The sequence below is a fragment of the Acidovorax sp. 56 genome (genome assembly GCF_002749705.1).
Taxonomy (GTDB): domain Bacteria; phylum Pseudomonadota; class Gammaproteobacteria; order Burkholderiales; family Burkholderiaceae_C; genus Acidovorax.
Genome location: NZ_PEEV01000001.1, coordinates 1,120,129 through 1,133,343, shown reverse-complemented (window position 1 = coordinate 1,133,343; position 13,215 = coordinate 1,120,129). Strand labels below are relative to the sequence as shown.

Sequence of the window (13,215 nt, the reverse complement as noted above, 5' to 3'; positions counted from 1 at the left end):
CTTTTTCCTTTCAATGACTCTGTGATCTGTGTCTTCGGAGGGGGCAGGGCTCAGACTAGGCCGACGGCCGCCAGCACCATGTCAATCGCCTTGATGCCGATGAAGGGCACGACCACGCCGCCCAGTCCGTACAGGGCCAGGTTGCGGCGCAGCAGCGCGGCGGCGCCCACGGCGCGGTAGCGCACGCCCTTCAGGGCCAGCGGGATCAGGAAAACGATGACCAGGGCGTTGAAGACCACTGCCGACAGGATGGCCGAGCTGGGGCTCGCCAACTGCATGAAGTTGAGCGCCGACAGCTGCGGGTAGGTGGTGACGAAGGCCGCCGGGATGATGGCGAAGTACTTGGCGATGTCGTTGGCGATGCTGAAGGTGGTCAGCGAGCCGCGCGTCATCAGCATCTGCTTGCCGGTCTCCACGATCTCGATGAGCTTGGTGGGGTTGCTGTCCAGGTCCACCATGTTGCCGGCCTCCTTGGCGGCCTGGGTGCCGGTGTTCATCGCCACGGCCACGTCGGCCTGGGCCAGGGCGGGCGCGTCGTTGGTGCCGTCGCCGGTCATGGCCACCAGCTGCCCGGCGGCCTGGTAGCTGCGGATGAGCTGCAGTTTCGCTTCGGGCGTGGCCTCGGCCAGGAAGTCGTCCACGCCGGCCTCTGCGGCAATGGCGGCGGCCGTCAGGCGGTTGTCGCCGGTCACCATCACGGTCTTGATGCCCATGCGGCGCAGTTCGGCAAAGCGCTCCTTGATGCCGCCCTTGACCACGTCCTTGAGCTCCACCACGCCCAGCACGTGGGCGCCGTCGGCCACCACCAGGGGCGTGCTGCCGCGGCGCGAGACGTCGTCCACCGCAGTCTGCACGGCGGTGGGGAAACGCCCGCCCAGGGCCTCCACATGCTGGCGGATGGCGTCGGCCGCGCCCTTGCGCAGCAGGCGCGGGCCGGGCAGATCCACCCCGCTCATGCGGGTCTGGGCGGTGAAGTGCACGAACTGCGCACCCAGGGCTTCGATGTCGCGTTCGCGCAGGTTGAACTTCTGCTTGGCCAGCACCACGATGCTGCGGCCCTCGGGCGTTTCGTCGGCCAGCGAGGCGAGCTGGGCGGCGTCGGCCAGGCCTGCATCGGTCACGCCGGGGGCCGAGATGAACTGGCTGGCCTGGCGGTTGCCCAGGGTGATGGTGCCGGTCTTGTCCAGCAGCAGCACGTCCACGTCGCCCGCGGCCTCCACCGCGCGACCCGAGGTGGCGATCACGTTGGCCTGCATCATGCGGCTCATGCCCGCCACGCCGATGGCGCTGAGCAGGCCGGCGATGGTCGTGGGGATCAGGCACACCAGCAGCGCCACCAGCACCACCAGGCCCACGGGCTGGCCCTGGCCGGTGGCCGCCACGCCGAAGATGGAGAACGGGAGCAGCGTGGCCACCACGCCCAGGAACACGATGGTCAGCGCCACCAGCAGGATGGTCAGCGCGATCTCGTTGGGCGTCTTCTGGCGCTTGGCGTTCTCGACCATGGCGATCATGCGGTCGACAAAGGTCTCGCCCGGGTTCACGGCCACGCGCACCACGATCCAGTCGGACAGCACGCGGGTGCCGCCGGTCACGGCGCTGAAGTCGCCGCCCGATTCGCGGATCACCGGGGCGGATTCGCCGGTGATGGCGCTTTCGTCCACCGAGGCCACGCCGTCGATCACCTCGCCGTCGGCCGGCACGGTGTCGCCGGCCTCCACCAGCACGATGTCGCCCTTGCGCAGGTTGTCGGCTTCGAGCGGCAGCCACGTCATGTCGGTGCGCGGGGTGGTGCGGTCGAAGTGGCCCTCAAGCTTCTTGGCCCAGGTCTGCTTCTTCAGGCCGCGCAGCGACGCGGCCTGGGCCTTGCTGCGGCCCTCGGCCATGGCCTCTGCGAAGTTGGCGAACAGCACCGTGACCCACAGCCACAGGGCCACGGCGGCGGTGAAGGCCTGCGGCTGGCTGGCCGCCAGCGCGGTGGTGAAGGCGCTGCCCACATACACCACGAACATCACCGGATTGCGCCATTGCACGCGCGGGTCCAGCTTCTTGAAAGCCTCCAGCAGCGCGGGGCGTACCAGGGCGGGGTCGAACAGGGTCAATGTTGTGCGGCTCATGGCAATTTCCTTTTTTTCTTGTTGTCCGTTCAGCGAACCCACAGCGCCAGGTGCTCGGCCACGGGCCCCAGCGCCAGCGATGGCACGTAGTTCAAGAGGCCCACCAGCAGTACCACACCGGCCAGCAGCGCCACGAAGAGCGGGCCGTGGGTGGGCAGGGTGCCGTCGGTGGCGGGGGTGCGCTTCTTGGCTGCCAGCGAGCCAGCCAGCGCCAGCACCGGTACGATCACGCCAAAGCGCCCGAGCCACATGGCCACGCCCAGCAGCGTGTTGTAGAACGGCGTGTTGGCAGACAGCCCGGCAAACGCGCTGCCGTTGTTGTTGGCGGCGGACGACAGGGCGTACAGCACCTCGGAGAAGCCGTGGGCGCCAGGGTTGGGGATGCCTGCGCGGCCGGCCTCGGTCATCACTGCCACGGCGGTGCCTAGCAGCACCAGCAGCGGGGTGACGAGGATGGCGATGGACACGAGCTTCATCTCGTGCGACTCGATCTTCTTGCCCAGGTATTCGGGCGTGCGGCCGATCATGAGCCCGGCGATGAACACCGCCATGATGGCGAACACCAGCATGCCGTACAGGCCCGAGCCCACACCGCCGAACACCACCTCGCCCATCTGCATCAGTGCCAGCGGCACCATACCGCCCAGGGGCGTGAAGCTGTCGTGCATGGCGATCACCGCGCCGCAGCTGGCCGCCGTGGTGATGACGGCGAACAGCGCCGAGGCGGCGACGCCAAAGCGCGTCTCCTTGCCCTCCATGTTGCCGCCGGCCTGCAGGCTGCTGGCTGCCTGGTCCACGCCCAGCGATGCCAGCAGCGGGTTGCCCTGCTGCTCGAACGTGGTGGTGGCGATCACGGCCACGACGAACAGCAGGCTCATGGTGGCCAGGATGGTCCAGCCCTGGCGCTCGTCGCCGACCATGCGGCCGAACACCAGGCACAGTGCGGCGGGGATCAGGAAGATCGCCAGCATCTGCAGCAGGTTGCTCGCGGCCGTGGGGTTCTCGAAGGGATGTGCCGAGTTGGCGTTGAAGAAGCCGCCACCGTTGGTGCCCAGCATCTTGATCGCCAGCTGCGATGCCACGGGGCCCATGGCCAGCGTCTGCGTGGCCTGGGTGGCGGGCTCCGTCACGGCCGCACCCTGGGCGTCCAGCAGGGGCTGGCCTGCGGCATCGACCTTGGGCGCCTCGTAGTTCACGGGCTCGAGCGTGTGCACCTCGGTGTAGGGCGACAGGTTCTGGATCACCCCCTGGCCGGCAAACACGACGGCCAGCACCAGCGACAGGGGCAGCAGCACCCACAGCGTGGCGCGGGTCAGGTCCACCCAGACGTTGCCGATGCCTTGGGCTGAATGCCGCGCGAAGCCGCGCACCAGCGCCACCACCACCGCGATGCCGGTGGCGGCCGACAAAAAGTTCTGCACCGTGAGCGCGAGCATCTGCGTGAGGTAGCTCATGGTGCTCTCGCCGCCGTAGCCCTGCCAGTTGGTGTTGCTGACAAAGCTGATGGCGGTGTTGAAGGCTGAGTCCGGCGTGATCGCGCCCATGCCCTGGGGGTTGAGCGGCAGCACGCCCTGCAGGCGCTGCAGCGCATACACCGCCAGCAGGCCCAGGCCGTTGAACAGCAGCAGGCCGAGCGCATAGCGCAGCCAGCCGCTGTCCTCCGCAGGGTTCACGCCCGCCAGTTTGAACAGCGGCGATTCCAGCCTGCGCCCGAGCGCGAAGCGGCCGCTCATCACCGCATCGATGGCACGGGCCAGCGGCCATGCCAGTGCGAGCAGCAGTGCCATGAACACTGCCAGTTGAAGCCAGGCACCGGTGCTCATGAAAAGTCCTCCGGGCGCAGCAGCACTGCGACCAGGTACACCAGCAGCGCCACGGCCAGCACGGCCGCGAGGATCATCCAGCCGCTCGTCATCATGACCGCCCCCCCTGACCGCGCGCCTGCAGCCGGGCACAGCCCCGGGCAAGCCCGTAGACCGCGAGCCACAGCAGGCCGCCAGCCACCATAAAAATCCAGTCCATGTCCTTCTCCTTGAAAGCCTTGCGGCATGCCACCGATGCTAGGAATCGGCGCATCAAGATGCCCGCAAGAGTGCAGGGCGGGGTATCAAGAACGTATCAAGACGGAGGGTGCGGCGGCTGGTCGGGCCTACAGGTTGTTCTGAGTGTTTGCTATTAAAAATGTAGCTGCTGGCACTTGCTGATCCAGCGGTAGGGGCATTTTTTATGCACAAATGGTGCCCGGCGCGAGAGTGGCAGGCGCCGCAGACCACGCGCTCGCCCCGGCAGCCGTTGCTGCACCGCATGCACGGGTCAAATGCACCCGCCCGGATTGTTCAGCCCGGCACCGGAAATTACGCTTGCGGCATGGAACCCAACGACAAGGAACAACCCATGCAGCCCATGTACCAAAGAGTGCGGATCGATGCCGCCGGCGGGCCCGACGCGCTGCAGCTGGAGGTGGCGGAGCCCGCAGTGCCCGGCCCCGGCCAGGTGTGGCTCGCGCAGGCGGCCATCGGGGTGAATCCGCTGGACGTGAGCCAGCGCAAGGGCGCGGTGCCCATTGCGTTCCCGACCGGCCTGGGGCTGGAGGGCGCAGGGCATGTGATGGCCGTAGGGCCGGGGGTAGTGAATGTGGCGGTGGGCGACCGGGTGGGTTACGCCACCGGGCCGCTGGGCGCCTATGCCAGCGCGCGCCTGTTCCCGGCCGAGCGGCTGGTCCGGCTGCCCGATGCGCTGGGGTTGGACGAGGCGGCGGCGGTGCTCTTCAAGGGCATCACGGCGCAGTACCTGCTCAGGACGACGTATCCCGTCGTCCCGGGCTCGAAGGTACTGATCTACGGGGCAGGCGGCGCGCTGGGCCAGCTGATGTGCGCCTGGGCGCGGCACCTGGGCGCCTTTGTGATGGGCGTGGTGTCCAAGCCCGAAAGCGTGGAGCGCGCCCGGGCGGCAGGCTGCGACGCGGTGTTCGTGTTCGACCCCGCCACGCTGGCGGGCCAGGTGCGCGAGGCCACGCACGGCAGCGGGGCCGACGTGGTGTACGACCCCATCGGTCGGGCCACGCTGGAGGCATCGCTCGACAGCCTGCGCCCGCGCGGCCTGCTGGTGTCCTTCGGCGCGACCTCGGGCGTGCCTGCGCCCATCGCGGTGGGCACGCTCAATGCCAAGGGCTCGCTGTTTCTCACGCGCCCCTCGCTGGCCGCGCACACGGCCACCGCGGCGGAGTACCAGGTGCGCGCCCAGGATGTGCTGCAGGCCGTGGCGGCCGGCATCATCACGCCGCGCATCTGGCGCCGCTACGCGCTGGCCGATGTGGGCACCGCGCACGCCGACCTGGAGCAGGGGCGCTCGCAAGGTGCGATCATCCTGGCTCCTTAGAACCTGTTCAAAATCTTTTCGGGGATCGCATTGGCGTGCAATCGGGATGAGTGGATGCTTCGGATGTGCCGCATGGGCTTGTGCCCATGCAAGCAGCCTAGGCATTCAATCGCCCGATTTCACTCCAACCCTTCGGGCAAGTGTCTTGCCGGGTCTGCGTTGTTGCACCGCTTGCCAATAGCACGGGCTATTGGCCGCGCGCTGCGCCTAGCACCTCATCCCGGCAAGGCACTTGTGCGACCCTGAAAAGATCTTGAACAGGTTCTTAACCCTTTGCTCCCTATGGCGCTTTTGACACCCGATGGACCTGCCCGACAGCCAGCACGCCGATGAACTGGCCACCCTTCTTGCCCTGAGCGACGCGGGTTCGTTTGCGGCGGCGGGCCGCGCGCTGCAGCGCCACCCCTCGGTGCTGTCCAAGCGTGTGAACGCGCTGGAGCGCCGCCTGGGTGTGAGGCTGGTCGAGCGCACCACCCGACAGCTGCACCTGACGCACGAAGGCCTGCGCCTGGTCGAGAAGGTGCGCGAGGCGACGGACCTGATCGCACAGGCCCAGAAGGAAGCGGCCGACGGTGCAGCGCAGGTGCGCGGGCGGCTGCGCGTCTCGGTGCCTGCCGCCATGGGGCGGCGCCTGCTCAGCCCGATGGTGGCCGAATTTGCGCTGGCCCATCCACAGGTCACGCTGGAGCTGGAGTACGCGGACCGGCTGGTGGACATCGTCGGCGAACGCTTCGACGCCGCGATCCGCATCGGCCAACTGGCCGACAGCCGGCTGGTGGCCACGCGGCTGTGCAGCCACCGCCGCATCATGGCGGCGGCACCGGCCTACCTGGCAAAGAACGGCACCCCGCAGCTGCCCGCAGACCTGGCGCAGCACAACTGCCTGGGCTTCACCGGCCTGCAGTCGTATCCCGAGTGGCAGCTCACGCAGCCGGGTGGGAGCCACAGCGTGGTGGTGCGTGGGTCCCTGGTCAGCAACGACAATGAGGCGCTGCTGGCGGCCGCCCTGATGGGCGTGGGCATCCTGGCGGGTGGCGACTGGTTGATCAACCCCGGCATCGCATCGGGCCAGCTGGTGCAGGTGCTGCCGCAGTGGCAGCTCAATGCCGACGCGGGGATCTACCTGGTGCGGCCCTCGGCCCGGTTCAGCACGGCGGCCATGGCGGCCTTTCGCACCTGGGTGGTGGACTGGTTTGCGGCGCGGGCGGGCAAGGCCCTGGCTGAGGCGGACGCTGCCGTGGATGCGCTGCGGTGAACGGCGGTGCTGCTTTGCGGCGTTGCGTTATCGACTTTTTCTTCTTCCCTCGGGCGCAGACGCCGCCCTGTGCTTTTTCTTTCATTGACATTCCATGACCCAGGCAATGCCCCAGCCCCAGCAGCACCCCACCGCCACGCCGGGCACGCTCGACGCGTTCATGCCCTTGCTCTTCGTCGCGCTGTGGAGCACTGGCTTCATCGGCGCCAAGCTGGGGCTGCCGTATGTGGAGCCGCTCACCTTTCTGGCCATTCGTTTCGCAATCGTCGCCGTGCTGATGCTGGCGGTGGTGACGCTGGTGCGGGCTCCGTGGCCGCCGTCGGGCAGGGCGTGGCTGCACATCGGTGTGTCGGGCCTCTTGGTGCACGGGGTGTATCTGGGCGGGGTGTTCATCGCCATCGGCCACGGGCTGCCGTCGGGCATCACGGCGCTGGTGGTGGGGCTGCAGCCGCTCCTGACCGCGCTGGTGGCGGGGGCCTTGCTGGGCGAGAAGGTGCGGCCCGCGCAGTGGGCGGGCCTGGCCCTGGGGTTTACCGGCGTGGCGCTGGTCGTGGCCGGCAAGGTGGCCACGGTGCCGGGCGGCGCGCTGGTGGGTATGCTGCTGCCGGCGGTGGTGGCGCTGCTGGGCATCACGGCGGGCACGCTGTACCAAAAGCGCTTTTGCCCTGCGTTCGACCTGCGCACCGGCTCGGTCATTCAGTACTTGCCGTGCGTGGTGGCCATGGCGGTGCTGGCGTACGCGACCGAAACGATGGCGGTGCAGTGGAGCGGCGAGTTTCTCTTTGCGCTGGGCTGGCTGGTGCTGGTGCTGTCCCTGGGTGCCGTCAGTTTGCTGAACCTGCTGATCCGCCGCGGCGGCGCAGTGAACGTGGCCAGCCTGTTCTACCTGACCCCGCCCATGACCGCATTGGTGGCCTGGGCTGTGTTTGGCGAGACGCTCAGCGGCTGGGCGCTGGCGGGCATGGCGCTGGCGGCCACCGGGGTGTGGATGGCAAGGCAGACCAGCCGGTGATGGGGGCGGAGGTAGGAGAACCTGCGGGGTTGTGCAGATGTTTGCTATCTATTTGGTAGCTGGTAGCGCGCGGTGGGAGCGCGGTACAGCCATTTTTTATCAAAGATAAGGGGTTTTTAACTGCCCGGATCTACCGCCAGGATGCTCAGCGGCCCGGCGATGGACAGGCCGCTCAGGCCCGTGGAGGCGCTGAGCGCAGACACATGGCCATCCACGGCCCAGACCTCGACGTGCGCGTCTTTGACGCCGAACCGGCACGACACGGTGGCAAGTCGAAACTTCTCCTTGCGGGCAAACAGCACGCCCGCGGGCCACCGGTGCCACAGCCAGCGCTTGCTGTAGAGCTCGATCTGTTTCCAGTCCGACACGCGGCGGATGTTGTTGATGCAGAGCACTTGCTGCGGCAAAAGGCGGGCCTCGGCGGCGGGCAGTGCGTCAGCCGTGGCGTCGAGCAGCGTTTTTTCAAACGGCAACAGCTTGTTGGTGGGCGTCGGCGCGACGATGCGCGGGGCCGAAAAATTCAGTGCAGCCACGGCCAGTGCCTCACAACTTGCGCAGCCGCTCCAGCGCGGCGCGCAGCGTGTCGTCTTTCTTGGCGAAACAGAAACGCACCACGCGCTGGTCGAACCCGTCGCCATAGAAAGCCGACAACGGAATCGCCGCCACGCCCACTTCGCGGGTGAGCCACTGGCAAAAGTCCGATTCGTTCAAATCGCTCACCGCGGAAATGTCCACGCACTGGAAGTAGCTGCCGGTGCTGGGCAGCAGCTTCAGGCGCGAGTCCGCCAGGCCCTGGCGGAACAAGTCGCGCTTGGCCTGGTAGAACGCGGGCAGTTGCAGGTAGGGCGCCGGGTCCTGCAGGTAGGCGGCCAGGCCGTGCTGCATGGGCGTGTTCACGGTGAACACGTTGAACTGGTGCACCTTGCGGAACTCGGCCGTCAGCGCTGCAGGGGCCGCCACGGTGCCGACCTTCCAGCCGGTGACATGGAAGGTCTTGCCGAAGCTCGACACGATGAAGGCGCGCGCCGCCAGGCCCGGAAAGCGCGCGGCGCTTTCGTGCTCGGCGCCGTCGAACACCATGTGCTCGTACACCTCGTCGCTGATGAGCAGGATGTCGGTGGGCGCGAGCAGGTCTTCGAGCTGGCGCATCTCCTCGGCCGTCCAGATCGTGGCGCTGGGGTTGTGCGGGCTGTTGATGAGGATGGCGCGGGTGCGCGGCGTGATGGCCGCGCTGATCTTGCCGAAGTCGGGGCGGAAGGTGCCGGGCGTGAGCGGCACGCGCACTGCCTTGCCGCCCGCCAGTTCGATGTTGGGCACATAGCTGTCGTAGCAGGGGTCGAGCACGATGACTTCGTCGCCCGGGTGCACGACGGCCAGGATGGCGGTGATGATGGCCTGCGTGGCGCCGGCCGTGATGGTGATCTCGGTGTGGGGGTGGTAGGCCCGGCCATGCAGCGCTTCGATCTTGCGGGCCACGGCTTCGCGCAGTACCGGCACGCCGGGCATGGGCGGGTACTGGTTGTGGCCGGCCTGCATGGCCGCCGTGACGGCGTTCACCAGCTCGGGGGCGCATTCAAAGTCGGGAAAGCCCTGGCCCAGGTTGACAGCCTGGTGTTCTGCGGCCAGTGCCGACATCACGGTGAAGATGGTGGTGCCCACGTTGGGCAGCTTGCTGGGGACGGCGGGTGTGCGGGCGGTGGCTTGGGTCATGGCGCAGCGGCGTGGAAGGCGTGAAAAGCTTGGATTGGCTCAGGGACGTTTCTGGGGTTGGCTCGGAGTCACAGCTCGTAGTCGTTGACATGGCCCGTCATTGCGCGGGCGATGAGTTCGCGGCTCAGGCGGTCGCTGAGCAGCTCGGCAAACTTGTAGACGAAGTTGCGCAGGTAGGCGCCGCGCTTGAAGGCCACGCGCGCCACGCTCTGGCCGAACAGGTGGCCCACGGGGCGCACCACCAAGTCGCCCATCGGGTCATCGCGCATGGCCATCTCGGCCACGATGCCGATGCCCAGGCCCAGGCGCACATAGGTCTTGATCACGTCCGAGTCGATGGCTTCGAGCACGATGCGCGGCTGCAGCTTGCGGGCGGCAAAGGCGTGGTCGATCTTGCCGCGGCCGGTGAAGGAGGGGTGGTAGGTGATGAGTGCTTCGTGCGCCAGGTCATCGAGGCCGATGCGTTCCTTTTGCGCCAGCGGGTGGTCGGTGGGCACGACCAGCACGTGCTGCCATTCGTAGCAGGGCAGGGTGACGAGCTCTGGGTAGTCCGCCAGGGACTCCGTAGCCATGCCGATCTCGGCCACCTCGTCGATGATCATGCGGGCCACTTCATGCGGCGTGGCCTGGTGCAGGCTGATGTTGACCTTGGGGTAGGCCTCGCGCAGGCGGGCCACCGGCACCGGCAGCACGTAGCGGGCCTGGGTGTGGGTGGTGGCGATGCTGAGCGTGCCGCTGTCCTGCGCGCTGAACTGCTCGCCGATGCGCTTCAAGTTACCCACCTCACGCATGATGACTTCGATGCTCTTGAGCACGTGCTGGCCGGGCTCGGTGATGCGCTTGAGGCGCTTGCCGTGGCGGGCAAAGATGTCCACGCCCAGTTCTTCTTCCAGCTCGATGATGGCTTTGGAGACGCCGGGCTGAGAGGTGTGCAGGGCCTTGGCGGCTTCGGTCAGATTGAGGTTACGGCGTGCAGCCTCTTGAACGAAGCGGAATTGGTGCAGGTTCATATCTGATGAAGACTAAAGATTTTCATCATTATGCTGCATTCGTCTAAAGAATAGGCTTTGCCACCGTATCAGCCCGTTTGCAGAACCCGCCTGGAGTGGTCGGGCGGGCTGGCTTGCTGGTTCAGGTGGCCGGGGTTTCGCATGCAATGTGGGCCATCAGCGCGGTCATGCGGGTGTCTTCGCCGATGGCTTGTTGCACATGAAAGGTGATGCCGGGGTGCTGGGTGCGAAGTTCGCCTACCAACAGGGGCAAGTCCTCACGGGCGTGTTTGCCAGTGCCTAAAAACATGGGGACCACGGTGATGGCGGCGGCACCTTTGTCCACCAGGGTTTGCACCACTTGGCCGAGGTCGGGCTCGCAAAGCTCCAAGTAGGCGCACGCCACAGGGCGGTGGGGCTGTGCGGCCTGGATGTGGGCAGCAACGGCCTCCAGGGGGGCGCGCCACAGAGGATCGCGAGAGCCGTGTGAGAAAAGCACGACGGCGGATGAGGAGGTTGTCATGGCTGCCAAAGAGATAAGCCGCGCTAACGCCGGAGCACCAGCCACCCAAAAGCGGCAAGTGACAGCAATGAGTAAATGAGGCCGGGCGCCGCAGCAGTGAGCCAGGGCGACCAGTTTTGCAGGTTGCCCGCATAGCCGAACACGTTGTTGAGCAGAAAAAAGCTGATGCCGGCCATCACCCCGCCAAACACATAGCCCGCAATACCGCCGGAGCGAAAGTGCAAATAGGCGAAAGGCAGGGCCAGCACCACCATGACCAGGCAGCTGAGGGGGTAAAAAACTTTGCGCCAGAACTCGATCTCGTACCGCTGCGCAGATTGCCCGTTGCTGTCGAGATGGCGGATGTACTGGAACAGGTCGAACGTGGCCATGCGGTCTGGCTTGAGCAGGGAGGCTGCCACCATGTCTGCGCTGATATGGGTGTTCCATTGCCACTCGGGCAATTTCTGGTGTTCTACACGGGCTTCGGTGTCGCCGCGCTGGAAGAAAACACTGCGTTGTACATCGCTCAGGTTCCAGGCGCCGGATTGGCTGGCGCTGACCTGCCCGGTCGCTGCGTGGGTTTGCGAGGCAATGCGGCCTTGTTCGTCGAACTCAAAGATCCGCACATCGACCAAGCCACTGTCTGGGCCAATGGCGCGCACATTGACGGCGTAGGAGTGGTTGTCCTGCTTTTCCTTGAGCCAGGCCCCTGTGGCGCCAGCGCTGAGCTTGCCCAGGTGGCGTACCTTGATCAGTTGGGCGGCCTTGTCGGTCAGTGGTGCCAGGTAGTCGCCCACAGCAAAGGTGACCAGCACAAAAAAACCACCCAAGGTGAGCAGGGTGCGCAGGGCCAGCCAAGGGCCCATGCCGCTGGTGCGCATGATGGTGAACTCAGAGCTTTGCGCCAGGCGCGCCATCACAAAGATGGTGCCAATGAGCACCGTGATGGGCAGCAGCTCGTAGAGATGGCTGGGGATGCTGAGCGTCACAAACAGCAGGGCGTGCGACAGCTGGTAGCCGTTTTCCCCCGTGCGCCCAATCCAGCGCAGTTCGTCCACTAGGTCAAAGAAGAAGAACAGCGCCAAAAAGCCAATGGTCACGAAGGTGACCGCAAAAACAGCTTCGCGGTGAATGAGGCGGCGTAAGGTGTTCACGCAGGGCTCCTTGGTGCCCACAGGCGGCTAGGCGTCCACTGGTTGTGCCGGATGGCCAGCAGCAGCAGGCCCACAGCCAGCGTGCCACCGTGCAGCAGCACCATGAACCCGACCAGCCCCATGCGGCCGGAGCCAATCCAGCTTTGACCCAATGTCATGAGGTTGTAGTAGATGATGAAAGCAAAGAGCGCCAGCACCATGCTGGTGCTGCGCGCGGCTCGGGGGTTAGCGCTGGCCAGCGCCAGGCCAAGCACCACAAAATTGAGCGCAGCCAGCGCCAGGCCTGCGCGCCATCCCAGTTCTGCCAAGTTGGCGGGCACCGGCTGGGCTAACAAGGCGGGGGTGGAGCGGGTCTTGACGGAGAACTCTTCCACAGCGCCCGACGGTGCAGAGCCAATGCGGGTGGAATACTCTTCAAATTCGCTGACTTTGAGGCCTGCCTTGTCTCGGGTGGATTCCAGCCGTTGGCCGTTGATCAAGATGGCGATACGGTCCTCGCCCTTGATTTCCATGCGCGCACTGTGTGCGCTGGTCACGGATTCCTTGTCGCCTACCGACGTAGCGATGAAGATGTTGTTGCCCGCCTGGGTGTCGGGTGCGTCTTTGTCAATGAAGAACACCCTGCTGCCGTTGGCCGACTCCTGGAATTCGCCGGGGGCAATGCGGTCAATGTCGCTGCGCTGTTCGTAGCGGGTTTTCAGTTCCTGGATCTGGGTGTTGGACCAGGGCCAGACTGCCAGCGATAGCACGGCGATGACGGCCATGACAGGCCAGGCAAAGCGCAGCAGAGGCGGCAGCAGGCTGACCAGCCCACGGCCACTGGCAAACCAGATGACCATCTCGCTCTCACGGTACATTCTGGAGAGTGTGCTGACCACCGCAACAAACAGGCTCAGGCTGAGAATGATGGGCAGTTGACCGAGCACGGTAAACCCCATCACGAGCATGACGTCAGAGGGATTGACGCTGCCACGTGAGGCTTGTCCCAGGGTGCGGATCAGCATCATGGTCATGACCACGGTGACCAGCACCACCAGCGTCGCGCCGAAGCTGCGCGCCAGCTCCTTGCGAATAGATGAATCGAATAACATTGGC

General features: G+C 66.2%; 12 protein-coding genes. 3 read left to right on the top strand and 9 right to left on the bottom strand.

The window, feature by feature from the left end; all coding sequences use genetic code 11:
• Positions 1-50: 50 nt before the first annotated feature.
• From kdpB to kdpF, 3 genes are read right to left on the bottom strand one after another with little or no spacing between them, the layout of a single operon-like run.
• Positions 51-2,117: a potassium-transporting ATPase subunit KdpB gene (kdpB, locus tag CLU88_RS04915; protein WP_099655630.1), complete on the bottom strand. Its 2,067-nt coding sequence runs from the start codon at positions 2,115-2,117 to the stop codon at positions 51-53.
• Between the two features lie 29 nt (positions 2,118-2,146).
• Complete coding sequence (kdpA, locus tag CLU88_RS04910; protein WP_099655629.1) at positions 2,147-3,940, bottom strand: potassium-transporting ATPase subunit KdpA; 1,794 nt, start codon at positions 3,938-3,940, stop codon at positions 2,147-2,149.
• Positions 3,937-4,035, bottom strand: a complete 99-nt coding sequence (gene kdpF, locus CLU88_RS04905; RefSeq protein WP_233205375.1) for a K(+)-transporting ATPase subunit F — start codon at positions 4,033-4,035, stop codon at positions 3,937-3,939. The genes kdpA and kdpF overlap by 4 nt, the downstream gene beginning before the upstream one ends.
• Before the next feature lie 485 nt (positions 4,036-4,520).
• Here kdpF and CLU88_RS04900 point away from each other — a divergent pair, with 485 nt between their 5' ends.
• From CLU88_RS04900 to CLU88_RS04885, 3 genes are all read left to right on the top strand, one after another.
• A complete protein-coding gene (locus CLU88_RS04900; protein ID WP_199173508.1) occupies positions 4,521-5,495 on the top strand; it encodes a quinone oxidoreductase in 975 nt (324 codons plus the stop codon).
• Positions 5,496-5,796: 301 nt separating this feature from the next.
• Positions 5,797-6,750 (top strand): LysR family transcriptional regulator, encoded by a 954-nt coding sequence (locus CLU88_RS04890; protein WP_099655628.1) that lies wholly within the window; start codon positions 5,797-5,799, stop codon positions 6,748-6,750.
• 106 nt (positions 6,751-6,856) lie between these two features.
• On the top strand, positions 6,857-7,762 hold the full coding sequence (locus CLU88_RS04885) for a DMT family transporter (protein WP_099658659.1): 906 nt from the start codon (positions 6,857-6,859) through the stop codon (positions 7,760-7,762).
• A 116-nt stretch (positions 7,763-7,878) separates the two neighbouring features.
• Here the strand turns inward: CLU88_RS04885 and CLU88_RS04880 are convergent, their stop codons facing one another.
• The 6 genes from CLU88_RS04880 to lptF all read right to left on the bottom strand — a co-directional run bounded on the left by CLU88_RS04880 (position 7,879) and on the right by lptF (position 13,211).
• Entirely contained in the window at positions 7,879-8,295 is a 417-nt protein-coding gene (locus tag CLU88_RS04880; protein WP_099655627.1) for a hypothetical protein, read from the bottom strand.
• Between the two features lie 10 nt (positions 8,296-8,305).
• The gene (locus tag CLU88_RS04875) at positions 8,306-9,472 is read right to left on the bottom strand and encodes a pyridoxal phosphate-dependent aminotransferase (RefSeq protein WP_099655626.1); all 1,167 of its coding nucleotides are present in this window, start codon (positions 9,470-9,472) and stop codon (positions 8,306-8,308) included.
• 68 nt (positions 9,473-9,540) lie between these two features.
• Positions 9,541-10,482 (bottom strand): CysB family HTH-type transcriptional regulator, encoded by a 942-nt coding sequence (locus CLU88_RS04870; protein WP_099655625.1) that lies wholly within the window; start codon positions 10,480-10,482, stop codon positions 9,541-9,543.
• Positions 10,483-10,603: 121 nt separating this feature from the next.
• Positions 10,604-10,984 (bottom strand): sirohydrochlorin chelatase, encoded by a 381-nt coding sequence (locus CLU88_RS04865; protein WP_099655624.1) that lies wholly within the window; start codon positions 10,982-10,984, stop codon positions 10,604-10,606.
• 23 nt (positions 10,985-11,007) lie between these two features.
• On the bottom strand, positions 11,008-12,120 hold the full coding sequence (gene lptG / locus CLU88_RS04860) for an LPS export ABC transporter permease LptG (RefSeq protein WP_099658658.1): 1,113 nt from the start codon (positions 12,118-12,120) through the stop codon (positions 11,008-11,010).
• Positions 12,117-13,211: an LPS export ABC transporter permease LptF gene (gene lptF / locus CLU88_RS04855; RefSeq protein WP_099655623.1), complete on the bottom strand. Its 1,095-nt coding sequence runs from the start codon at positions 13,209-13,211 to the stop codon at positions 12,117-12,119. Before lptF ends, lptG begins: the two co-directional genes overlap by 4 nt.
• Between the last annotated feature and the right edge of the window lie 4 nt (positions 13,212-13,215).

Bases quoted from the DNA above. Each gene is read 5' to 3' on its own strand.
- kdpB (WP_099655630.1), bottom strand. From the start codon at position 2,117: ATGAGCCGCACAACATTGACCCTGTTCGACCCCGCCCTGGTACGCCCC.
- kdpA (WP_099655629.1), bottom strand. From the start codon at position 3,940: ATGAGCACCGGTGCCTGGCTTCAACTGGCAGTGTTCATGGCACTGCTG.
- kdpF (WP_233205375.1), bottom strand. From the start codon at position 4,035: ATGATGACGAGCGGCTGGATGATCCTCGCGGCCGTGCTGGCCGTGGCG.
- CLU88_RS04900 (WP_199173508.1), top strand. From the start codon at position 4,521: ATGTACCAAAGAGTGCGGATCGATGCCGCCGGCGGGCCCGACGCGCTG.
- CLU88_RS04890 (WP_099655628.1), top strand. From the start codon at position 5,797: ATGGACCTGCCCGACAGCCAGCACGCCGATGAACTGGCCACCCTTCTT.
- CLU88_RS04885 (WP_099658659.1), top strand. From the start codon at position 6,857: ATGCCCCAGCCCCAGCAGCACCCCACCGCCACGCCGGGCACGCTCGAC.
- CLU88_RS04875 (WP_099655626.1), bottom strand. From the start codon at position 9,472: ATGACCCAAGCCACCGCCCGCACACCCGCCGTCCCCAGCAAGCTGCCC.
- CLU88_RS04870 (WP_099655625.1), bottom strand. From the start codon at position 10,482: ATGAACCTGCACCAATTCCGCTTCGTTCAAGAGGCTGCACGCCGTAAC.
- CLU88_RS04865 (WP_099655624.1), bottom strand. From the start codon at position 10,984: ATGACAACCTCCTCATCCGCCGTCGTGCTTTTCTCACACGGCTCTCGC.
- lptF (WP_099655623.1), bottom strand. From the start codon at position 13,211: ATGTTATTCGATTCATCTATTCGCAAGGAGCTGGCGCGCAGCTTCGGC.